Consider the following 21,234-nt stretch of genomic DNA (forward strand, 5'->3'; position numbering starts at 1 on the left):
GTGCCTTCGACGGCGCCGGCGATCAGGTCGCCTGTCGTTACAGCGCGATGTGGATGGGCAGGTAGTGGTCCACCAGCAGCGCGATGAACAGCAGGAACAGGTAGGCGATAGAGTACTTGAAGGTGCCGATGGCCGCATGGGGCCTGCTGTCACGGTACAGCGCCCAGGCCCAGTCGAGGAAGCGCGCGCCCAGGGCCAGCGCGGCCAGCAGGTAGACCAGCCCGCTCATGTGGATGGTGAAGGGCATCAGGCTGACGGCGAACAGCACCAGGCTGTAGAGCAGGATGTGCAGCTTGGTGTAGCGCTCGCCGTGGGTCACCGGCAGCATCGGGATCTCGGCCTTGGCGTATTCGTCCTTGCGGTGCAGGCACAGGGCCCAGAAGTGCGGCGGGGTCCAGGCGAAGATGATCAGCACCAGCAGCAGCGGCTCGGCCGACAGGTGCCCGGTCACCGCCACCCAGCCGAGCATCGGCGGGGCGGCGCCGGCCAGGCCGCCGATCACGATGTTCTGCGGCGTGGCGCGCTTGAGGAAGCCGGTGTAGAGCGCCGCGTAGCCCAGCAGCGAGGCCAGGGTCAGCCAGGCGGTGAGGGGGTTGGTGAAGGTCAGCAGCAGGCTCATTCCGGCCAGCGCCAGGAGCAGGGCGAAGCCCAGGGCCACGCTGGGCGACAGGCGCCCCTCCACCAGCGGGCGGCGGTGGGTGCGCGCCATGATCGAGTCGATGCGCCGGTCCACCACGTGGTTCACCGCCGCCGCCGCGCCGGCGCACAGGCCGATGCCCAGGTTGCCGAACAGCAGCACCGTCCAGGGCACGCCGCTGCGGGTGGAGAGGAGCATGCCGATCAGCGAGGTGATGAGCATCAGCACCACCACCTTGGGTTTGGTCAGCTCCAGGTAATCGCGCCAGCCGGGTTGGCTGCGGGTGCTGCTGAGTACGCTGGCCATGGTCGAATCTCCGTTCGTTGAATGGGCTTCAGCCCTGCGAGGGGTAGGCTACCGGCCGCTCCAGCGCCGGCAGTGCGCGGGCCCTGGCTGTCGCCGCGAGGCGCGCGGCGCTCAGCGGCACGCGCAGGCGATAGTTGACCAGCACCAGGCTCAGCAGCAGGCAGGCGCCGCCGCCGTTGTGCGCCACCGCCACCGGCAGCGGCAGGTGCAGCAGCACGTTGCTGATGCCCAGGCCGACCTGCAGCGACAGCGCCGCGAGCATCAGCGCGGTGGGGTAGATCAGGCCGACCCGCTGCATGCGCCAGGCCAGCACCAGCAGCACCGCCACCACGCAGAAGGCGCCCATGCGGTGGGTCATGTGGATGGCCGTGCGGGCGTCGCTGTCGAGCTGGCCGCCGAGGTAGTTGGGGCCGATGTGCTGGGTCAGGTGGAAGCCGTTGGCGAAGTCCATCTGCGGCCACCACTGGCCGTGGCACATGGGCAGGTCGATGCAGGCCACCGCCGCGTAGTTGCTGCTGGTCCAGCCGCCGAGGGCGATCTGCAGCACCACCAGGACCAGGGCGAAGGCCGCCAGGCGGCGCGGCGCGCCGGCGTGCTGCAGGGGTTGCACGGCGCCGGACAGGCGCAGGCTGAGGAGGAACAGCAGTGAGAGGGTGGTGAAGCCGCCGAGCAGGTGCGCGGTGACTACCTGCGGCCACAGCTTGAGGGTCACCGTCCACATGCCGAAGGCGGCCTGCGCCAGCACCACGCCGAGCAGCGCCAGGGGCAGACGCAGCGGCTGGCCGTCGCGGCCGCGACGCAGCAGCGCGTGCACCGCGAGGCCGGCGATGAGCAGGGCCAGGGTGCCGGCGAAGTAGCGGTGGATCATTTCGTTCCAGCCTTTCTGCGCTTCCACCGGGGCTTCGGGGAAGTGCTGTTCGGCGTGGGCCAGCTGCGCTTCGCTGCTGGGCACGTGGATGAAGCCGTAGCAGCCCGGCCAGTCCGGGCAACCGAGGCCGGCGTGGGTCAGCCGGGTGTAGGCGCCGAGCAGGATCACCACCAGCGCCAGGGCGGTGGCGAAGGCGGCGACGTAGAAGCCGGGTTTGCGTGGTGTGTTCGTCATGCACAGCCCCCGTTCTTGTTGTTGTGGTCCGGTGTCAGCCGATGTGGGAGAGCTTCAGCAGCAGTTGCAGGTCGCCGAGGATCTGCTTGCCGTTGGCGCCGGCGGCGTAGCGCAGCACCAGGTTGCCGTGCGGGTCGACGATCCACAGCGCCGGCGCCTGGTCGCCGAAGGCTGGTTGCAGGCCATAGCGTTTCAGCCGCGGGTAGTCCTGCTCCAGCTGCCCCTGGAATTCCGCCGGCAGCGGCTGGGCCGCGGCCAGGGCGTGCTCGGCGCGGTTGGCGTCGCGGTTCAGGCCGATGTTGATCTGCCGCGCCAGGTACACCAGCTGCTGGCAGTCGGCGCCGCAAGTGAGCGGTGCGGTGACCAGCAGCTGCCAGCGCTCGCTGGGCGCGTCGGCCTGCACGCCGAGGTCGGCCGCGGTCTTGCCGTTGGCGTAGAGCTCGCCGTGGTAGATGCGGCTTTCCGGCACCCAGAAGCGGAACTTGTACATGCCGCCGGCCAGCAGCATGGGCCCGAACACCACCGCGAGGATCAGCAGCAGCTGGATGCGCCCGCGCGTGCGGCGGCGCAGTTGGTCTTCATCGAGGGTCAGGCTGGTCATGGTCTGGCTTCTCCCGTGCGCGACGGATTCCGAGGTAGAGGTAGAGGGCGAGCAGTGCGGCGGCCATGGCGAACCATTGCACGGCGTAGCCGGTATGCCGTTCGGGGGCCATGGCGACCACCGGCCAGTTGGTTTCGAAGGCGGCGTCGCCCGGTTCCAGGCGCAGCTCCAGGGGCAACCCGACGCGCTCCAGGGCCTGCCAGGTGGCGGCCGGGTCGACGCGGGTGACCAGGCGCGGCCAGCCGTGCTGCTGGGCGTCGGCCAGTTGCAGGCCGCCGGCCGGGGCGACGTAGGCCCAGGCGTCGAGCAGCAGCTCGCCGGACGGGGTGTCGAACGCCGGCGGCACGCGGCGGTTGGGCCAGGGGAGCCAGCCGCGGTTGACCAGCAGCCACAGGCCGCTGGCCTTGTCGTGGAAGGGTTGCAGCACCTCGACGCCGGCGGCGCCGTCGCGGGTGCGGTTGTCGAGGAACAGGCTGTGCTCGGCGTCGAGGCGGCCCTGCAGGCGCACCCGCACGTAGGCCGGGTCGGCCAGCGTGGCGAGTTGCGCGGCGGGGATCGGCGCGGCCTCGCGGCGCGCTTCGGCGGCGGCCAGTAGCACGCGCTTCTCGGCGGCCCGGGAAAGCTGCCAGCAGCCCAGCGCGACCAGCAGCGGGAGCAGCGCCAGGACCACCAGGGTCGGCGCCAGGCCCGGCCGGAAGACCGCCGCCACGCCGTGGCGCGGGCGGGAGTCGATGGCGTGCTGGCTATACTGCAAGTTACCCCCTCAGCAATCGGAGCCCGTCATGCTCAAGGCCGCGATCGTCGTTCTGTTGCTGGCCACAGTGGCCAGCCTGTTCAGCGGGTTGTTCTTCCTGGTCAAGGACGAGGGGCACGGCTCTCGGGTGGTGAACGCCCTGACCGTACGCGTGATCCTCGCCGCCCTGACCCTCGCCCTGGTCGCCTGGGGCTTCTACTCCGGGCAACTGGTGACTTCCGCAACCTTCTGACTTCCTGCTCTTGCTCTTCGTAGGAGCGAGCAAGCTCGCTCCTACGAAGGCGTGCTTCCTCAAAGCACGTAGACGAAGATGAACAGCCCGATCCACACCACGTCGACGAAGTGCCAGTACCAGCTGGCCGCCTCGAAGCCGAAGTGGTGCTCGGCGTCGAAGTGCCCACGCAGGATGCGGATCAGCATGATGCTCAGCATGATCGCGCCGATGGTCACGTGGGCGCCGTGGAAGCCGGTGAGCATGAAGAAGGTGGTGCCGTAGATGCCCGAGCCGAGGGTCAGACCCAGCTCGCTGTAGGCCTCGTGGTATTCATGGGCCTGCAGGAACAGGAAGCACACGCCCAGCGCCACGGTGATCGCCAGCCACAGCTTGAGCGGGCCGCGATGGTTCTTCTTCAGCGCGTGGTGGGCGAAGGTCACGGTGAAGCTGGAGGTGACCAGCAGGATGGTGTTGATCAGCGGCAGCTTCCACGGCTCGATGACTTCCTTCGGCGGCGGGAACAGCTTGTTGTCCGGGTTGCTCAGCAGCGGCCAGGTGTACTGGAAGTTCGGCCAGAGCATGTGGGCGATGCCCTTGTGGCCTTCGCCGCCGAGCCAGGGCCCGGCGAAGTGACGGATATAGAAGAGGGCGCCGAAGAAGGCGGCGAAGAACATCACCTCGGAGAAGATGAACCAGCTCATGCCCCAGCGGAACGAGCGGTCCATCTGCGGGCTGTAGAGCCCGGCGCGGCTTTCCTTGATGACGTTGCCGAACCAGCCGAACAGCATGTAGGCGACGATCAGCCCGCCGACGAAGAGGATCCAGGGCCCGTGCGAGGCCTGGTTGCCGGCGCTGTAGTCGTTCATCCAGGTGCCCACGCCGAACAGGGTGGTGACCATGCCGATGGTGGCGATGATCGGCCATTTGCTCTGGGCGGGGACGTAGTACGGATCGTGGCTTGCCATTCTTGTTCTCCTGGGCCGGTCAGCGGTCGTTGCTGGCCACCGGTGGCTTGCGTGCGGTGATGTCGAACAGCGTGTAGGCGAGGGTGATGCGGTGGACGTCCTGCGGCAGGTCGCGGTCGACGATGAAGCGCACCGGCATCTCGATGCGCTCGCCGGGCTGCAGGACCTGCTGGGTGAAGCAGAAGCACTCGGTCTTGTGGAAGTAGCGCGCCGCGGTGGAGGGCGCGATGCTCGGGATGGCCTGGGCGGTCATCGGCTTGTCGGTGGGGTTCTGCGCCACGAACAGCATCTGGTTCACCGCGCCGGGGTGCACGGTGATCATTTCGCCCTCGGGGTGGAACTCCCAGACCATGTCGATGTTGTTGTTGGCGACGAAGTCGACCTTCACCTTGCGCGTCGTGTCCACCTGCTGCGCCGCGCCCTGGTAGGCGCTGCCGGCGGTCTTGCCGTTGATGCCCAGGGCCTTGCACATGACGTTGTAGATCGGCACCAGGGCGAAGCCGAAGGCGAACATGGCCACCACCACCAGGAGCAGGCGGGTGACCAGCTTGCGCGTCTCGATATTGCCGTCGCTCATGGGATTTCTCCTGTAGGAGCGCGCTTGCTCGCGAATGAGGGGGCGCTCCTGTCGAGCGCACCCTGCCCGGGCCGTCCTCCCCGCGAACGCGGGGATCCAGAGTCTCTGGGCTCCCGCGTTCGCGGGAGTGACGGATTGGGGCGCGTATCCAAGACCGTTGCTCCTACGAAGGGCGGTTCATTTCACTTCCGGCGGGGTGCTGAAGGTGTGGTAGGGCGCCGGCGAGGGGATGGTCCACTCCAGGCCCTCGGCGCCGTCCCACGGCTTGGCCGGGGCCGGCTTGCCGCTGCGGATGGTCTTGATGACGATGAACAGGAACAGCAGCTGGGTGGTGCCGAACAGGAAGGCGCCGATCGACGAGACCATGTTGAAGTTGGCGAACTGCAGGTTGTAGTCCGGAATCCGCCGCGGCATGCCGGCCAGCCCCAGGAAGTGCATGGGGAAGAAGGCCATGTTCATGCCGATGAAGCTCAGCCAGAAGTGCAGCTTGCCCAGGGTCTCGTCGTACATGTGCCCGGTCCACTTGGGTATCCAGTAGTACACCGAGGCGAAGATGCCGAAGATCGCGCCGGGCACCAGCACGTAGTGGAAGTGCGCCACCACGAAGTAGGTGTCCTGGTACTGGAAGTCCGCCGGGGCGATGGCCAGCATCAGGCCGGAGAAGCCGCCGATGGTGAAGAGGATGACGAAGGCCACGGCGAACAGCATCGGCGTCTCGAAGGTCAGCGAGCCCTGCCACATGGTCGAGGCCCAGTTGAACACCTTCACCCCGGTGGGCACGGCGATCAGCATGGTGGCGTACATGAAGAACAGCTCGCCCACCAGCGGGATGCCGACCACGAACATGTGGTGCGCCCAGACCACGAACGACAGGAAGGCGATCGAGGCGGTGGCGTAGACCATCGAGGTGTAGCCGAACAGCGGCTTGCGGCTGAACGCCGGGATGATCGAGCTGACCGCGCCGAAGGCCGGCAGGATCATGATGTACACCTCGGGGTGGCCGAAGAACCAGAACACGTGCTGGAACAGCACCGGGTCGCCGCCGCCGGCGGCGCTGAAGAAGCTGGTGCCGAAGTGGATATCCATCAGCATCATGGTCACGCAGCCGGCCAGCACCGGCATCACCGCGATCAGCAGGAACGCGGTGATCAGCCAGGTCCAGACGAACAGCGGCATCTTCATCAGGGTCATGCCGGGGGCGCGCAGGTTGAGGATGGTGGCGACCACGTTGATCGCGCCCATGATCGAGCTCATGCCCATCAGGTGGATGGCGAAGATGAAGAAGGTCACGCTGTGCGGCGCGAAGGTGGTGGACAGCGGGGCGTAGAAGGTCCAGCCGAAGTTCGGGCCGCCGCCGGGCATGAACAGGGTGCTGACCAGCAGGCCGAAGGCCGCCGGCAGCAGCCAGAAGCTGAAGTTGTTCATGCGCGGCAGGGCCATGTCCGGCGCGCCGATCATCAGCGGCACCATCCAGTTGGCCAGGCCGACGAAGGCCGGCATCACCGCGCCGAACACCATCACCAGGCCGTGCATGGTGGTCATCTGGTTGAAGAAGGCCGGCTCGACGATCTGCAGCCCCGGCTGGAACAGTTCGGCGCGGATCACCATGGCGAAGGAGCCGCCGAGGAGGAAGGCGCAGAAGCTGAACCACAGGTAGAGGGTGCCGATGTCCTTGTGGTTGGTGGTCAGTACCCAGCGCATCAGCCCCTTGGCCGGGCCATGGTGATGCTCGCCGGCGTGGGAATGGTCGTGTTGATCGATCACTGCACTCATCGCCGGCTCCTTATTTCTGCTTCTGCTTGTAGGCCACCACGTCTTGCGGGGTGACCATATCGCCGTCGTTGTTGCCCCAGCTGTTGCGCTCGAAGGTGATCACCGCGGCGATGTCCACTTCCGAGAGCTGCTTGCCGAAGGCCGCCATGGCCGTGCCCTGGACGCCGTTGAACACGGTCTCCAGGTGATGCTCCTTGGGCCCGGTGACGATCTTCGAACCCTTGAGCGCCGGGAACATCGGCGGCATGCCCTGGCCCTCGGGCTGGTGACAGGCGGCGCAGATGGTGTGGTAGACCTTGTCGCCACGGGCGACCAGCTCTTCCTTGGTCCACTCCTTGCTGGTCAGCTCCTTGAGCTTGACCGCCTCTTCCTTGCGCTCGGCCAGCCACTTGTCGAAGTCCGGCTTGGATTTCACGTCGACCACGATGGGCATGAAGCCGTGGTCCTTGCCGCACAGCTCGGCGCACTGGCCACGGTAGATGCCGGGCTGGTCGACCTTGGTCCAGGCCTCGTTGACGAAGCCGGGGATGGCGTCGCGCTTGACCGCGAAGGCCGGCACCCACCAGGAGTGGATGACGTCGCTGGAGGTCACCAGGAAGCGCACCTTGACCCCGGCCGGCAGCACCAGCGGGTTGTCCACCTCCAGCAGGTAGTGCTCGTCCTTGGGGTCCTTGTTGTGGATCTGCTCCTGGCTGGTGGCCAGGTTGCTGAAGAACTCCACGTCCTGGCCCAGGTACTTGTACTGCCACTTCCACTGGTAGCCGGTGACCTGCACGTCCAGTTCCGGCTCGGAGGTGTCGTACATGTGGATCAGGGTGCGGGTGGCGGGAATCGCCATCACCACCAGGATCAGGAAGGGCACCACGGTCCAGAGGATTTCCACCACGGTGCTCTCGTGGAAATGCGCCGGCTGCTGGCCGGTGGAGCGGCGATGGACGATCATCGACCAGAACATGGCACCGAAGACGACGATGCCGATGACCACACAGATCCAGAAAATGGTCATGTGCAGGTCGAACACGTTACGACTGACCTCGGTCGCCCCTTGCGTCATGTTCACTGTCCAGGCGGCGTGCGCCGGAGTGAACACGAGGAGCGACAGCAAGCCCATCCAACTACGCGGATGTCGCAGCATTCGGGTTCCCCTTATCTTTGTTCTTATCCCGCCGGCAAACGCCGACGGCCAAGGGAGCGACCGCCAAGACAGCAAACTTTGACCGCCGAGCCTCGGCACGTGCAAGGCAGGCCGGGTTCATCAGGTTCAGGTGTGTCGAATCGGAGTATAGCCAGGGGTTGCGACATAACAATGCAGCGTAAAAAAGCCGCTGCAAATTGCGAAAGATGCTCTCGAAGCCGCGCCAATCGCGGCTTTGGAGTACCATGATGGCAGCGTGATATGCCTCAAGTGCATAAAGGTCGCATGATTATTACGATCGCGTCTTAGCTGACGACCTGGCCCGGCTAAGGTCTTTCTTCACTTTCCAAACCGAGTTGTCTTGGAGTTGTCATGAATACCGCAGCACTGCGCGAACTGATCCAGCAGGCCCACCAGCTCGAGACGCGCAACGGGCACCTGGCGCGGCTTATCCACAGCCAGATGGCGAGCCTGCACCCGAGCATCAACCTGAGCGGCGAAGACGCCACCCAGGTGCTCACGCGTTTCGTCCATGCCTATATCGAACAGGTGCCGGAGTTTCTCGACGCGGCCGCCAGCGTGGCGCGCAACGCCGGCATCGAGGAACGCATCAAGCCGGTGCTGAAGGTCGCCGAGCAGTTCTTCCTGACCCCGCCGGACCTGCTGGCCGGCCACGACGGGCTGGACGCGCTGCTCGACGAGGCATACCTGGCGCACCGCCTGGTGGAAGAGGTGAACGACCGCTACATCGCCCATTTCGGCCAGCCGCTGATCCCGCTGGATACCACGGTGGCCAACGTGGTGGCGCACCAGTTGATCGGCGAGCCCTTCGCCAACCAGCTGGACGAGGCGGTGCACCACGCGGTGGACCTGATGCTCGACGACAGCGTCTTCGCCAGCCCGGCGGCGCAGGCCTACCGCGCGCGCCTGAGCGACCCGCAGACGGTCACCGCCTGGAAGCAGTGGCCGTGCCTGTCGCGGCGCTTCGGTGTCGAGCTGCATCTGAACTGAATCACGCACCTGGCGTAACCGGTATAGGAGCGAGCTCGCTCGCGAACCTGCCCTGGCCGCCGGGGGCCGGATTGTTCGCGAGCAAGCTCGCTCCTACGAAGGGCGTCTGGCCTATTGCTGGTAACGCGGACGCGGCGTGGCCATGGGGATCGGGCCCTCGCCGTCGAGCGGGCGGAAGCGGCCCTGTTCGGCGTCGTAGGCCTTGATCTGGCTGCTTTCGATGTCATAGACCCAGCCGTGGATGAACAACTGGCCGCTGGCCAGGCGCGCGGCTACGGAGGGGTGGGTCTTCAGGTGGTCGAGCTGGGCCACGACGTTTTCCTCGGTGAGGATGCCCAGGGTCTCGTGGTTGGCGCAGCCGCAGTTCTGCTCGACTACCGTCTTGGCCACTTCGGCGTGGCGCAGCCAGGCCTTCACCGTGGGCATGCGCTCCAGGGTCTGCGGGTCGAGCACCGCCTTCATGGCGCCGCAGTCGGAGTGGCCGCAAACGATGATGTGGTGCACGCCCAGGGCCATGACGGCGAATTCGATGGCGGTGGACACGCCGCCGTTCATCTGCCCGTAGGGCGGCACCACGTTGCCGACGTTGCGGGTGACGAAGAGGTCGCCCGGCGAGCTCTGGGTGATCAGCTCGGGGACGATGCGCGAGTCGGCGCAGGTGATGAACATGGCGCGCGGTTTCTGTTCATGGGCGAGTTTCTTGAACAGCGCCTCCTGCTGCGGGAAGACTTCCTGGCGGAACTGCTGGAAGCCATCGACGATGCGGCGCAGGGCCTCGTCGGCGGTTTCCGGGGCGTTCTGCTCTTCACCGTGCGTTTTGTCGTTCATGTTCGAGCCTCGAAGAGTGACATTGAATTTTCCCATGCTTGCCGACGTTCCGCCCCTGGCAAAAAGGCACAAGACATGTGGAAAAGTCTTTCATGTTCTTCCGCTCGGCGCTTGCGAACCCTGTGCGATCGGACGGCCGGCGACTGTTGCGGACCGGGGTTTCCCTGTTCGAACGCCGCTCAGAACAGGCTCATCTGCGCCCGTGGCACCTGGAACAGCGAGCAGTCCAGGCCGGCGTAGTCGCGCCGGTCCAGGCCCAGGCGCCGCGCCGCCAGCTGGAAGCGCTTCGCCAGCAGGTCGGCGAACACCCCCTCGCCGCGCATGCGGCTGCCGAAGCGGCTGTCGTAGTCCTTGCCGCCACGGCTCTGGCGAATGAGGCTCATGACGTGCTCGGCGCGCTCGGGGAAGTGCGCCTGCAGCCAGCCCTGGAACAGTTCGGAAATCTCCAGCGGCAGGCGCAGCAGGATGTAGCCGGCCGAGCGCGCGCCGTTGTCCTTCGCCGCTTCGAGCAGCGCCTCCAACTCGCGGTCGTTGATCATCGGGATCATTGGCGCCAGCACCGCGCCGACCGGCACGCCGTGCTCGTGCAGGGTGCGCATGGCGCGCAGGCGCGCACCGGGGCTGGCGGTGCGCGGCTCCATGATGCGCTTGAGCTCGTTGTCCAGGGTGGTGAGGCTGAAGGACACGCTGACCAGGTTGAGGCTGGCCAGCTCGCTCAGCAGGTCGAGGTCGCGGAGGATCAGCGAGCCCTTGGTGATGATGTGCAACGGGTGGCGGAAACGCAGGAGGATTTCCAGGGCCTGGCGGGTCAGCTGGCGTTCGCGCTCCAGCGGCTGGTAGGCGTCGGTGTTGATGCCCAGGGCGATGGGCTGGGGCACGTAGCCGGGCTTGCTCAGTTCCTCTTCCAGGCGCTCGGCGAGGTTGGTCTTGGCGATCAGCCGGGTTTCGAAGTCGATGCCCGGGGACAGGTCCCAGTAGGCGTGGCTGGGCCGCGCGAAGCAATAGATGCAGCCGTGCTCGCAGCCGCGATAGGGGTTGATCGAGCGGTCGAAGCCGACGTCCGGCGACTGGTTGCGGGTGATCACCGTCTTCGCCCGCTCCTCGCGCACCTCGGTGGCGCGGCAGGGAGGCGCCTCGTCCTGGAACCAGCCGTCGTCCTCGGCCTCGCTGCGGGTCGGGGCGAAACGGTTGTGCGGGTTGCTGGCGGTGCCGCGGCCGCGCGGCGGCAGGGTGGTTGACATGGGCTGGCTCCGGAATATAGCTGTATATAAATACAGTATTTCTGGCGGAATGGCAGCCCTCGGCGATGGATGGCGGATAACGCCGTAGGCGTTATGCGCCCTACGGTCCCGATCGGGCGTAGGGCGCATAACCGTTCGCGGTTATCCGCCGATTGACCATGGTTCCGACGCGTTGCGCAGCCGAGCCCGAAGCCACGCCTCAGACCGCCAGCCGCAGCAACCAGTACAGCCCCGCCGCCAGGGCGATCGCCGCCGGCAGGGTCAGCACCCAGGCCAGCAGCATATTGCGGATGGTCTGCCATTGCAGGCCGCTGCCGTTGGCGGTCATGGTCCCGGCGACGCCGGAGGACAGCACCTGGGTGGTCGACACCGGCAGGCCGAAGTGGTCTGCCGCGCCTATGGTGAGCATCGCCGTGAGCTGCGCGGCGGCGCCCTGGGCGTAGGTCAGCGGCTGCTTGCCGATGCCTTCGCCAACGGTGGTGACGATGCGCCGCCAGCCCACCAGGGTGCCCAGGCCGAGGGCCAGGGCCACCGCCACCTTGACCCAGGTGGGGATGAACTGCACGGCGTCCAGGCTGTGGTCGCGCAGCGCCTGCAGGGTGCTCCAGGCCTCGACGTCGAACACTTGCTCGGTGCGATCCAGCTGGCGGATGGTCTCCACGCTCAGGTACAGCTCGTTGTGCAGCGCCAGGACCTGGTCGTCGGCCAGCCCGGCGAGGTTGTCGTGGCCGCGCAGGCGCCAGACGATGTTGTGCAACTGCGCGGCCAGCGCCGGCAGCACCTCGGGAGTCAGGCGTTGTTCGTTCTGGTAGTCGAGCAGCACCTGGCGCGGCGCCGTCGGAGTGTCGCCCGGCGCGATGCGGCGCACCTGCAGTTCCGCGCGGTGCGCCAGTTCGCGCAGTTCGTGCACCTGCGCCGGTGTGTGCCCGCGATCGATGGCGAAGCTCAGCGGCACCAGCGCGGCGAGGATCAGCATGATCAGGCCGATGCCCTTCTGCCCGTCGTTGGAACCGTGGGCGAAGGACACCCCGGTGCAGGTCAGGATCAGCAGCGCGCGAATGCCCGGCGGCGGCGGCTTGCGCCCCTCGGGCGCGCTGAACAGCGTGGGGTTGCGCACCAGTGCGCGGGTGGCCAGCAACAGCAGCGCGGCGCCGAGGAAGCCCACCAGCGGCGACAGCAGCAGGGCGTAGCCGACCTTCAGCAACTGCTCCCAGGCGCTGCCGCCCAGCCCCAGCTCGCCGCTCAGCGCGCCGTGCGCCAGGCTGACGCCGACGATGGAGCCGATCAGCGTGTGCGACGACGATACCGGCAGGCCCAGCCACCAGGTGCCGAGGTTCCACAGGATGGAGGCGCCGAGCAGGGCGAAGATCATCGCCAGGCCGGCGTTGCTGTCGACCCGCAGCAGCAGGTCCAGGGGCAGCAGGGTGACGATGCCGAAGGCCACCGCGCCGCTGGAGAACAGCACCCCGAGCAGGTTCCACAGCCCCGACCAGCCGACCGCCACCTGCGGCGGCAGGGCGTTGGTGTAGATCACCGTGGCCACCGCGTTGGCGGTGTCGTGGAAGCCGTTGATGAACTCGAAGCCCAGGGCGATCAGCAGCGCCAGCGCCAGCAACAGCAGGGTGCCGTCGAAGTGCAGCTGGCCGCCCTGGGCGCGGATGTCGTAGGCCAGGTTGCCGAAGGTGTAGATCAGCCCGCCGATCAGCAACAGGCCGAACAGCAGGTGCCCGGTGGGTGTGGCGACCTCGCGCAGCACCGGGTTCACCGGCATGCGCTGCAGGCGCGCGGCGCGCATCGAATTCAGCAACTGGTAGCGGTCAAGCACGTGCGCCGTGCTCCTTGCGATGGGGCGTGCGGAATCGGACGAGGGGCGAGGTTCGGGCGGGCACGGAGGACTCCTTGTCGGAACTGCCTAATAGCCTAGTCGCCCCGGCGCGATTGCGAACTGGCAATGTTTCGGAGATAGCGGCGGACGCGTCTATGTCAAATGGCTATTACTCGTGCCAGTATTTCTGCCACTACGCTTTCCTGATGGAGTAGCAGAGGAGTGGTGCCATGACGGACGAGCACCCGCAGGTTCTTGCGCGATGGAAGTCAGCGATGCCCTACGACCAGCTACCGGAAGTCTTTGCGCAGATCCTCGAACAGGCGATCGACGGCGTGGTGGTGCTCGATGAAAACAACCGCGTGCTGCTGTTCAACGCCGCCGCCGAGCGACTCTGGGGCTACGCCCGCGCCGAGGTGCTGGGGCAGGACGTTGGCCGTCTGCTGCCCGAGGAAGTGCGCCCGCGCCTGGGCGCGCCGCTGGACACCGAGGGCATCGTCGGCAGCCGTGGCGAAGTGCCCATGCGCTGCCGCGACGGCGGCTGGCTGTGGGGTTCGATGTCGATCTCGCGGGTGGAAGTGGAAGGCCGCCGGCTGATCGCCGCCTTCGTCAAGGACTGCACCCTGCAACGCCAGCAGCGCGAACAGATGGACGTGCTGTCGCTGGCCGCCAACGAAACCGACAACGCGGTGATCGTCACCGGCGCCGATGGGCGCATCCGCTACGTCAACCATGGTTTCAGCCGCATGTTCGGCTGGAACCGCGAGCAGTCCCTGGACCGCTATCCCTCGGAACTGCTGCAGGTGCCCAAGGCCAACCTGCGGCGCTGGCGCGAGGCCGGCTCCGGGCTGTTCCGCAGCGAGGAGCTGGTGCGCGACCTGATCGGCCGGCCGCTGTGGTGCTCGGTGGTGGCCAACCCGATCCTCGACGCGCGCGGCCAGCCGGTGAACTCGGTGATGGTGCTCACCGACATCACCCACACCAAGCTGCACGAGGTGCTGCAGAACAAGGTGCTCGACGCCCTGGTGCGCGAGCGCCCGCTGGTGGAGGTGATGGACCTGGTGTGCCGCGAGGTGGAGCGCATCGCCCCGGAGGTGAAGGCCTCGATCCTGCGCGTCGATCCCCAGGGACGCATGCACCCGCTGGCGGCGCCGAGCCTGCCGGAGAGCTTCGCCCAGTCCATCGAGGGCGCGCCCATGGGCCCGCGCGCCGGCAGCTGCGGCACCGCCGCCTATCGTGGCCAGGCGGTGATGGTCAGCGACATCGCCAGCGACCCGTTGTGGGACGACTACCGCCAGCTGGCGCTGCCGCTGGGCCTGAAGGCCTGCTGGTCGAGCCCGATCAAGAACAGCGACGGCCGGGTGATCGGCACCTTTGCCTTCTATTACGAGCAGTGCCGTGGCCCCGACGAGCTGCACCTGCGCCTGGTGGAAGTCAGCCTGCACCTGTGCGCGCTGGCCCTGGAGCGTGACGAGGCGCGTGCACACATCCGCCAGCTGGCCTTCTACGACACCCTCACCGGCCTGCCCAACCGCAGCCTGCTGCTGGCAGAAGCCGAGCACGCGATCCAGCGCGTCGAGGACGAGGGCGCGGAACTGGCGGTGCTGTTCATCGACCTCGATCGCTTCAAGCAGATCAACGACTCCCTCGGCCACCCGGCCGGCGACGAGCTGCTGCGCCTGGTCGCCCTGCGCCTGCAGGACGTGGTGCGCGAACAGGGCCTGGTGGGGCGCCTGGCCGGCGACGAGTTCGTGGTGGTGCTGCCGTATTGCGGTGGCCTGAAGGCCTCGCAGGTGGCCGAGCGGATTCTCGCCCGGCTGGCGGCGGCGCACACGGTGGCCGGGGTCAGCCTGATCACCCTGGCGAGCCTCGGCATCAGCCTGTTCCCCAGCAACGGCCGCGACATGGAAACCCTGCTGCACCGCGCCGACATGGCCATGTACCAGGCCAAGAACGGCGGGCGCGGCAGCTACCGCTTCTTCAGCGACGAGATGAACCAACGCGCCCAGGAGCGCCTGGCCCTGGAGAGCGCCCTGCGCGAGGCGGTGCGGCGCCAGGCCCTGGCCCTGCACTACCAGCCGCAGGTGCGCCTGGACGACGGTGGCCTGCACGCCGTGGAGGCGCTGACGCGCTGGCGCCATCCGACCCTGGGTGCGGTGGCGCCGGGGCGTTTCATCCCGCTGGCGGAGGAGTGCGGGATCATCGGCGAGCTCAGCCAGTGGGTGCTGCGCGAGGCCTGCCGGCAACTGGCCGACTGGCGCCGGCGCGGCATCCGCGTGCCGGCGGTGGCGGTCAACCTGTCGCCGGCGGACTTCCGCGACCCCGAGCTGCCCGGCTACATCCAGGGCCTACTGGGGCGCTTCGGCCTGGTCGGCGCCGACCTAGTGGTGGAACTGACCGAGGGCATGCTGCTGGACAACCACCCGGCCACCCTGGAAATCCTCGCCGCCGTCGAGGCCCTCGGCGTGCGCCTGTCGATGGACGACTTCGGCACCGGCTACTCCAGCCTCGGGTACCTGCACCGCCTGCCGTTCAGCGAGCTGAAGCTGGATCGCAGCTTCGTCGCCGACCTTGGGCGTGGCGGCGCCGCGCCGGGGCTGACCGACGCGGTGATGAACATCGGCCGCAGCCTGGAGCTGCTGGTGGTCGCCGAGGGCGTGGAGGACGAAGCGCAGCTGGCGCTGCTGCGTGAGCAGGGCTACCCGGTGGCCCAGGGCTACCTGTTCTCGCGGCCGCTACCGGCAGCGGCGCTGGAGGAGTGGCTGATGCGGCGTGGGTTTGCCGGCTGACCTCGGGAATGCGGAGCGACGGTGGTGTACGGGCCAGTTCCGGAGGTTCGCGGGGATCGGCGGATAACGCCTGGGGCGTTATGCGCCCTACGATCCGGCCCGGCGCACGGTGGGTGAATGAAGGCGCCGAACGGCCCCCTCTCCCGCTTGCGGGAGAGGGTGCGGAGCCCGCCCGAAACACCGTCGCCGAACCCGTAGGAGCGGGCCACGCCCGCGATTCGCGCGCATGGCGCGCTCCTGCGAAAGCTGGGCGCTGTCCCGCGCGGCTCAGTCCTTCTTCTTCAGCTTCGGGTTGGGGAAGAACTGCACGCCCTGCACCTTCGGGTCGGCCGGCTTCTTCAGGGCGCTGACGCTGACCCGCGTGCTCAGCTCCTTGGGCACCGACTGGCCCTGGGCGTTGAGGGTGTCGGCGTAGCCGCAGGCCACGCACTCGCGGTGCGGCACGCCGTCCTCGTCCCACATCACGATCTTGTCCTGCTCGCTGCAGGCCGGGCACACCGCGCCGGCGATGAAACGCTTCTTCACCTCGCTCATCACGCGGCCTCCTCGGCCAGGCCGGAGTGGCGCAGCAGGGCGTCGATCGACGGCTCGCGGCCGCGGAAGGCGACGAACAGCGCCATCGGCTCCTGCGAGCCGCCCTTGGCCAGGATCGCCTCGCGGAAGGCGGCGCCGGTCTGCGGGTTGAACACGCCTTCTTCCTCGAAGCGCGAGAAGGCGTCGGCCGACAGCACTTCCGCCCACTTGTAGCTGTAGTAACCGGCCGCGTAACCGCCGGCGAAGATGTGCGCGAAGCTGTTGGCGAAGCGGTTGTACGCCGGTGGGCGCATCACCGCCACTTCGTCGCGCACGCCGTTGAGCACATCGAGCACGCCGCGGCCGTCGCCATGGCTGGTGTGCAGCTCGAAGTCGAACAGCGAGAACTCCAGCTGGCGCACCATCATCAGGCCGGACTGGAAGTTCTTCGCCGCCAGCATCTTCTCCAGGATGTCCTGGGGCAGCGGCGCGCCGCTCTCGTAGTGGCCGGAGATCAGCGCCAGGCCCTCGGGCTCCCAGCACCAGTTCTCCATGAACTGGCTGGGCAGCTCGACCGCGTCCCAGGCCACGCCGTTGATGCCCGAGGCGCCGGCGTGTTCGACGCGGGTCAGCAGGTGGTGCAGGCCGTGGCCGAACTCGTGGAACAGGGTGGTCACTTCGTCGTGGGTCAGCAGCGCCGGCTTGCCGCCGACGGCGGGGGTGAAGTTGCACACCAGGTAGGCGACCGGGGCGATCAGCTGGCCGCCGGCGTCGCGGCGACGGTCGCGGGCGCCATCCATCCAGGCGCCGCCGCGTTTGTTGGCGCGGGCGTAGAGGTCGAAGTAGAAGCGCCCGACGTGCTGGCCGTTCTCCTCGATCTCGAACAGGCGCACGTCCGGGTGCCAGCGCTCGAAGCCATGCAGCTCGCGAATCTGGATGCCATAGAGCTTCTGCACGATGGCGAACAGGCCGGACAGCACCTTGTCCACCGGGAAGTAGGCGCGCAGGGCTTCCTGCGACACACTGTAGCGCGCTTCGCGCAGCTTCTCGCCGTAGTAGCCGGAATCCCAGCTCTGCAGCTCGGCGCAGCCCTGCTCGGCGGCGTAGGCCTTGAGCTGGTCCAGGTCGCGCTGGGCGAAGGGCTTGCTGCGCACCGCCAGGTCGCGCAGGAAGTGCAGCACCTGCTGCGGCGACTCGGCCATCTTGGTCGCCAGCGACAGCGCCGAGAAGTTCGCGTAGCCCAGCAGGCGCGCCAGTTCCTGGCGCAGGTCGAGGATTTCCTGCATCACCGGGCCGTTGTCGTTCTGCCCGGCGTTCGGGCCCTGGTCGGAGGCGCGGGTGCAGTAGGCGGCGTAGACCTCTTCGCGCAGGGCGCGGTCCTGGGCGTAGGTCATCACCGCGAAGTAGCTGGGGAATTCCAGGCTGATCAGCCAGCCGTCCAGGCCCTTGGCCTCGGCGGCCTGCTGCATCTGCGCCTTGGCCGAGTCGGTGAGGCCGGCCAGGGCGGCTTCGTCGGTGACGTGCTTGGTCCAGGCCTGGGTGGCGTCGAGCAGCTGGTTGGAGAAGCGGCTGCCCAGCTCGGACAGGCGCGCCTGGATTTCGGCGTAGCGCTGCTGCTGGTCGGCCGGCAGGTCGATGCCGGACAGGCGGAAGTCGCGCAGGGCGTGTTCGAGGATGGTCTTCTGGGCCAGGTCGAAGTGCGTCGCGACGGGGCTGCCGGCCAGCGCTTCGTAGGCCTTGAACAGCTCGCGGTTCTGGCCCAGCTCGGTCCAGTAGGCCGAGAGCATCGGCAGGCAGCCTTCGTAGGCTTCGCGCAGCTCGGCGCTGTTGCACACCGCGTTGAGGTGGCTCACCGGGCTCCAGGCGGCGCCCAGGCGCGCGTGCAGTTCGTCCATGGCCAGCACCAGGCCGTCCCAGCTCGGGTTGGCGCCCTGGCTTTCGAGGATGCGCGCGATGGCCGCGCGGTTGTCGGCGAGGATCTGCTCGATGGCCGGCTTCACGTGCTCGGGGCGGATGGCGGAGAAGGGCGGCAGGTCGTAGTTCTGCAGAAGGGGGTTCGCGCTCACGGTGGCAACCTTGGCTGAGGAAACACCCGGCCATCTTAAATACAATCGGCGTCATCCGCAGCCTGAAGGAAGCTATCGTGGCCATACGTACGTATCAGGGCAAAACGCCATCGCTCGGCGAACGCGTCTTCGTCGACCCCAGCGCCGTGCTCATCGGCGACATCGAACTCGGCGCCGACAGCTCGGTGTGGCCGCTGGTGACCATCCGCGGCGACATGCACCGCATCCGCATCGGCAGCCGTACCAGCATCCAGGACGGCAGCGTGCTGCACATCACCCACGCCGGCCCGTTCAACCCGGATGGCTTCCCGCTGACCATCGGCGACGAAGTGACCGTCGGCCACAAGGTGCTGCTGCACGGCTGCACGGTGGGCAACCGGGTGCTGGTGGGCATGGGCTGCATCGTCATGGACGGCGCGGTGATCGAGGACGAAGTGATCCTCGGCGCCGGCAGCCTGGTGCCACCGGGCAAGGTGCTGGAGAGCGGCTTCCTCTACGTCGGCAGCCCGGCGAAGAAGGCCCGGCCGCTGACCGACAAGGAGCGCGCGTTCTTCGCCTACACCGCCGGCAACTACGTGAAGCTCAAGGACCAGCACATCGCCGAGGGCTACACGGCGTAGAATCAGCCATCGTTTTTCGCCGGCCCCGCGCCGGGCGCAGCCAGAGCCAGATCACCATGCATTACCAGAACATCCTCTTCGACCTCGACGGCACCCTCACCGACCCGCGCGAGGGCATCACCCGTTCGATCCAGTACGCGCTGGCCCAGCTCGGCATCGACGAGCCGGACCTGCGCCAGCTCGAGCACTTCATCGGCCCGCCGCTGCTGCAGTGCTTCATGAGCAGCTACGGCTTCGACGAGGCGCGCGCCTGGGAGGCGGTGAACCACTACCGGGTGCGCTTCAAGGACACCGGGCTGTACGAGAACCGGGTGTTCGACGGTGTCGGCGAGCTGCTCGCGCTGCTCGGCGGGCAGGGCCGCACGCTGTACATCGCCACCAGCAAGCCGACGGTGTTCGCCGCCGAGATCGCCCGGCACTTCGACTTCGCCCGGCACTTCAAGGTGATCTACGGCAGCGAGCTGGATGGCACCCGCACCAACAAGGTCGAGCTGATCGAGCACCTGCTGCGCCTGGAAGGCCTGGAGCCGGCGCAGACGCTGATGATCGGCGACCGCAAGCACGACCTGATCGGCGCCCAGCGCAACGGCCTGAGCAGCGCCGGGGTGGGTTATGGTTTCGGCAGCCGCGAGGAGCTGCTGGCCGAGAATCCGACGCATTACTTCGCCACCCTGGGCGAGCTGCGGGCCGCGTTCGGCGCGGCCTGAGGGCTGTAGGACTCTGCCGAAAGGGCATTCCGTGCGACCTTCCGTCGGGCCGAATGCCTGCCGCCGGCTGCCATCCGCGCGGCTAAGCCCTGACATTTCAACGATTTGTCTTTTGCGCATTGGCGTCTAATGTCATATTGACATCGCATGCTCCTGTTTTAGCTTTCCTTCAGGCCGCCGATGGACTTTCCAGGTACGGATGGCGGCGTCAGCAGCGGAGTGCGGCATGCGCGAACAACAGTTTCAATCCGGTGTTCCTTCTGCTTCGGCGCGGCCCCTGCCGCTGAGCCTGGCGCTGCTTTCCACGCCCTGGCTGGTGGCCGCCGCGCTGGCTTGGCTGGGCCTTGCCCCGTGGTTGGCGCTGGGCCTCGGTTGGCTCGCCTGCCTGGGCCTGGGGGCCTGGTTGCTGGCGACCCCGGCGGCGGCCGGCGCGGCGCAGTCCGCCAGCCTGGAAGGCCACGACCAGCCGCGCTGGAGCGGTCTGCAGGACGCCACCCAGCGCCATCTGGACGCCATCGGCGGCCACGCCGAGCAGGTCGACGGCATCCTCCAGCAGGCCATCACCCGCCTCACCGACAGTTTCCATGGCCTGGCCGAGCGCATCGACACCCAGCGCGGCCTGTCCCATTCGCTGATCGAGCGCTACGACGGCCGCGGCCGGGTGGACGACGCGATCAACTTCCAGGAATTCATCCACGCCACCCAGACCACCCTCGGCCTGTTCGTCGAGGCGACCCTGGAGACCAGCCGCACCTCGCAGCTGCTCGCCGAGCGCATGCAGCGGGTGACCGACAAGATCAGCGAGATCCTGCAGTCGACCCAGGACATGGACGCCATCGCCAAGCAGACCAACCTGCTGGCCCTGAACGCCGCGATCGAGGCCGCGCGGGCCGGCGAGAGCGGGCGCGGCTTCGCCGTGGTGGCCGACGAGGTGCGCGCGCTGTCGACCCGCTCGACGCACTTCTCCGAAGCCATCCGCCAGCACGTCGACGTGGTCTACCGGGAGATCAAGGACGCCGAAGGCGCCATCGCCCAGCTGGCCGAGAAGGACACCTCCTTCGCCCTGGATTCGCGGCAGAAGGTGCAGCACATGCTCGACGACCTGGAGTCGATGAACAGCCACACGCTGAAGGTCGTCCACGAGCTGGATCGTATCTCCGTCGAGGTCGGCCAGGGCGTCGATTCGGCGGTGACCGCGTTGCAGTTCCAGGACCTCAGCAGCCAGCTGCTGGGGCAGATCGGCAAGCACTGCGCGCGCCTGGGCGGCCTCGCCGCCGGGCTCGGCGCGCTGGCCGGACGCGCGCCGCAGGAGTGGCGCGGGCAGGTCGAGGCGCAGACCCAGGAGCTGGGCCGGCCGCTGGCCAACCCGGTGGCGCAGACCAGCGTCAGCGCCGGCTCCGTGGAATTGTTCTGACCCTTTCGGGTGATACGGATGATCGGCAGGCGCGGGCCGACGAATTGCTGACGTCAGCGATTGGACAACCGCGAGACAGGGATTTTACTTAACTGGCGATAGGCCAGTAGCCGGTGCGCAGGGTGCGCGCCGTGCCAGGATGGGCGCCGAACGATT

Annotated in this window: 17 protein-coding genes and 2 pseudogenes; 6 read left to right on the top strand and 13 right to left on the bottom strand. The window is 67.7% G+C overall.

The annotated features are described in order from the left end of the window. Nucleotides 1-37: 37 nt before the first annotated feature. The 4 genes and pseudogenes from cyoE to P3W75_RS24250 form a co-directional block, all read right to left on the bottom strand. Entirely contained in the window at nt 38-943 is a 906-nt protein-coding gene (gene cyoE, locus P3W75_RS24235; protein ID WP_276229857.1) for a heme o synthase, read from the bottom strand. A 32-nt stretch (nt 944-975) separates the two neighbouring features. Then, nucleotides 976-2,045: pseudogene (locus P3W75_RS24240) on the bottom strand (COX15/CtaA family protein); the annotation flags it as partial. A 34-nt stretch (nt 2,046-2,079) separates the two neighbouring features. After that, the gene (locus P3W75_RS24245) at nt 2,080-2,646 is read right to left on the bottom strand and encodes a hypothetical protein (RefSeq protein ID WP_276229859.1); all 567 of its coding nucleotides are present in this window, start codon (nt 2,644-2,646) and stop codon (nt 2,080-2,082) included. Beyond that, nucleotides 2,624-3,400, bottom strand: a complete 777-nt coding sequence (locus tag P3W75_RS24250) for an SURF1 family protein (RefSeq protein WP_430765410.1) — start codon at nt 3,398-3,400, stop codon at nt 2,624-2,626. Before P3W75_RS24250 ends, P3W75_RS24245 begins: the two co-directional genes overlap by 23 nt. Nucleotides 3,401-3,428: 28 nt before the next feature. Here P3W75_RS24250 and P3W75_RS24255 point away from each other — a divergent pair, with 28 nt between their 5' ends. After that, complete coding sequence (locus P3W75_RS24255) at nt 3,429-3,632, top strand: twin transmembrane helix small protein (RefSeq protein ID WP_009614697.1); 204 nt, start codon at nt 3,429-3,431, stop codon at nt 3,630-3,632. A gap of 59 nt (nt 3,633-3,691) precedes the next feature. Here P3W75_RS24255 and P3W75_RS24260 read toward each other — a convergent pair whose 3' ends face one another. The 4 genes from P3W75_RS24260 to coxB all read right to left on the bottom strand — a co-directional run bounded on the left by P3W75_RS24260 (nt 3,692) and on the right by coxB (nt 8,064). Continuing rightward, a complete protein-coding gene (locus P3W75_RS24260) occupies nt 3,692-4,579 on the bottom strand; it encodes a cytochrome c oxidase subunit 3 (RefSeq protein WP_276229860.1) in 888 nt (295 codons plus the stop codon). A gap of 19 nt (nt 4,580-4,598) precedes the next feature. Further along, nucleotides 4,599-5,156 (bottom strand): cytochrome c oxidase assembly protein, encoded by a 558-nt coding sequence (locus tag P3W75_RS24265; RefSeq protein ID WP_276229861.1) that lies wholly within the window; start codon nt 5,154-5,156, stop codon nt 4,599-4,601. 177 nt (nt 5,157-5,333) lie between these two features. Then, on the bottom strand, nt 5,334-6,929 hold the full coding sequence (ctaD, locus tag P3W75_RS24270; RefSeq protein WP_276229862.1) for a cytochrome c oxidase subunit I: 1,596 nt from the start codon (nt 6,927-6,929) through the stop codon (nt 5,334-5,336). 10 nt (nt 6,930-6,939) lie between these two features. Further along, nucleotides 6,940-8,064 (bottom strand): cytochrome c oxidase subunit II, encoded by a 1,125-nt coding sequence (gene coxB / locus P3W75_RS24275; protein WP_276229863.1) that lies wholly within the window; start codon nt 8,062-8,064, stop codon nt 6,940-6,942. Between the two features lie 372 nt (nt 8,065-8,436). On the opposite strand from coxB, the gene P3W75_RS24280 reads away from it, so the two are divergent. Further along, a complete protein-coding gene (locus tag P3W75_RS24280) occupies nt 8,437-9,075 on the top strand; it encodes a hypothetical protein (RefSeq protein ID WP_276229864.1) in 639 nt (212 codons plus the stop codon). A gap of 111 nt (nt 9,076-9,186) precedes the next feature. On the opposite strand, the gene P3W75_RS24285 is transcribed toward P3W75_RS24280, so the two are convergent. The 3 genes from P3W75_RS24285 to P3W75_RS24295 all read right to left on the bottom strand — a co-directional run bounded on the left by P3W75_RS24285 (nt 9,187) and on the right by P3W75_RS24295 (nt 12,969). Continuing rightward, entirely contained in the window at nt 9,187-9,903 is a 717-nt protein-coding gene (locus P3W75_RS24285) for a carbonic anhydrase (protein ID WP_276229865.1), read from the bottom strand. A 179-nt stretch (nt 9,904-10,082) separates the two neighbouring features. Then, on the bottom strand, nt 10,083-11,144 hold the full coding sequence (locus P3W75_RS24290) for a PA0069 family radical SAM protein (protein ID WP_276229866.1): 1,062 nt from the start codon (nt 11,142-11,144) through the stop codon (nt 10,083-10,085). 199 nt (nt 11,145-11,343) lie between these two features. Beyond that, complete coding sequence (locus tag P3W75_RS24295; protein ID WP_276229867.1) at nt 11,344-12,969, bottom strand: inorganic phosphate transporter; 1,626 nt, start codon at nt 12,967-12,969, stop codon at nt 11,344-11,346. 275 nt (nt 12,970-13,244) lie between these two features. Between P3W75_RS24295 and P3W75_RS24300 the strand changes: the two genes are divergently transcribed. Further along, the gene (locus P3W75_RS24300) at nt 13,245-15,758 is read left to right on the top strand and encodes an EAL domain-containing protein (protein ID WP_276229868.1); all 2,514 of its coding nucleotides are present in this window, start codon (nt 13,245-13,247) and stop codon (nt 15,756-15,758) included. A 267-nt stretch (nt 15,759-16,025) separates the two neighbouring features. Here the strand turns inward: P3W75_RS24300 and P3W75_RS24305 are convergent, their stop codons facing one another. Both P3W75_RS24305 and prlC read right to left on the bottom strand, forming a co-directional pair. After that, nucleotides 16,026-16,292, bottom strand: a complete 267-nt coding sequence (locus tag P3W75_RS24305) for a YheV family putative zinc ribbon protein (RefSeq protein ID WP_276229869.1) — start codon at nt 16,290-16,292, stop codon at nt 16,026-16,028. Next, the gene (gene prlC / locus P3W75_RS24310; RefSeq protein WP_276229870.1) at nt 16,292-18,337 is read right to left on the bottom strand and encodes an oligopeptidase A; all 2,046 of its coding nucleotides are present in this window, start codon (nt 18,335-18,337) and stop codon (nt 16,292-16,294) included. Before prlC ends, P3W75_RS24305 begins: the two co-directional genes overlap by 1 nt. A 77-nt stretch (nt 18,338-18,414) precedes the next feature. Between prlC and P3W75_RS24315 the strand changes: the two genes are divergently transcribed. The 3 genes and pseudogenes from P3W75_RS24315 to P3W75_RS31975 form a co-directional block, all read left to right on the top strand. Continuing rightward, nucleotides 18,415-18,957, top strand: coding sequence for a gamma carbonic anhydrase family protein (locus tag P3W75_RS24315; RefSeq protein WP_276229871.1), 543 nt, complete (start codon nt 18,415-18,417; stop codon nt 18,955-18,957). Between the two features lie 56 nt (nt 18,958-19,013). Next, nucleotides 19,014-19,664, top strand: a complete 651-nt coding sequence (locus P3W75_RS24320; RefSeq protein WP_276229872.1) for an HAD family hydrolase — start codon at nt 19,014-19,016, stop codon at nt 19,662-19,664. A 787-nt stretch (nt 19,665-20,451) separates the two neighbouring features. Continuing rightward, nucleotides 20,452-21,078, top strand: a pseudogene (locus tag P3W75_RS31975) (methyl-accepting chemotaxis protein); the annotation flags it as partial. Between the last annotated feature and the right edge of the window lie 156 nt (nt 21,079-21,234).

The organism is Pseudomonas citronellolis (assembly GCF_029335315.1).
GTDB lineage: Bacteria > Pseudomonadota > Gammaproteobacteria > Pseudomonadales > Pseudomonadaceae > Pseudomonas > Pseudomonas citronellolis_A.

Bases quoted from the DNA above. Each gene is read 5' to 3' on its own strand.
- P3W75_RS24305 (WP_276229869.1), bottom strand. From the start codon at position 16,292: ATGAGCGAGGTGAAGAAGCGTTTCATCGCCGGCGCGGTGTGCCCGGCC.
- P3W75_RS24285 (WP_276229865.1), bottom strand. From the start codon at position 9,903: ATGAACGACAAAACGCACGGTGAAGAGCAGAACGCCCCGGAAACCGCC.
- ctaD (WP_276229862.1), bottom strand. From the start codon at position 6,929: ATGAGTGCAGTGATCGATCAACACGACCATTCCCACGCCGGCGAGCAT.
- P3W75_RS24255 (WP_009614697.1), top strand. From the start codon at position 3,429: ATGCTCAAGGCCGCGATCGTCGTTCTGTTGCTGGCCACAGTGGCCAGC.
- P3W75_RS24300 (WP_276229868.1), top strand. From the start codon at position 13,245: ATGCCCTACGACCAGCTACCGGAAGTCTTTGCGCAGATCCTCGAACAG.
- P3W75_RS24245 (WP_276229859.1), bottom strand. From the start codon at position 2,646: ATGACCAGCCTGACCCTCGATGAAGACCAACTGCGCCGCCGCACGCGC.
- P3W75_RS24260 (WP_276229860.1), bottom strand. From the start codon at position 4,579: ATGGCAAGCCACGATCCGTACTACGTCCCCGCCCAGAGCAAATGGCCG.
- P3W75_RS24280 (WP_276229864.1), top strand. From the start codon at position 8,437: ATGAATACCGCAGCACTGCGCGAACTGATCCAGCAGGCCCACCAGCTC.
- coxB (WP_276229863.1), bottom strand. From the start codon at position 8,064: ATGCTGCGACATCCGCGTAGTTGGATGGGCTTGCTGTCGCTCCTCGTG.
- P3W75_RS24290 (WP_276229866.1), bottom strand. From the start codon at position 11,144: ATGTCAACCACCCTGCCGCCGCGCGGCCGCGGCACCGCCAGCAACCCG.
- P3W75_RS24265 (WP_276229861.1), bottom strand. From the start codon at position 5,156: ATGAGCGACGGCAATATCGAGACGCGCAAGCTGGTCACCCGCCTGCTC.
- P3W75_RS24320 (WP_276229872.1), top strand. From the start codon at position 19,014: ATGCATTACCAGAACATCCTCTTCGACCTCGACGGCACCCTCACCGAC.
- cyoE (WP_276229857.1), bottom strand. From the start codon at position 943: ATGGCCAGCGTACTCAGCAGCACCCGCAGCCAACCCGGCTGGCGCGAT.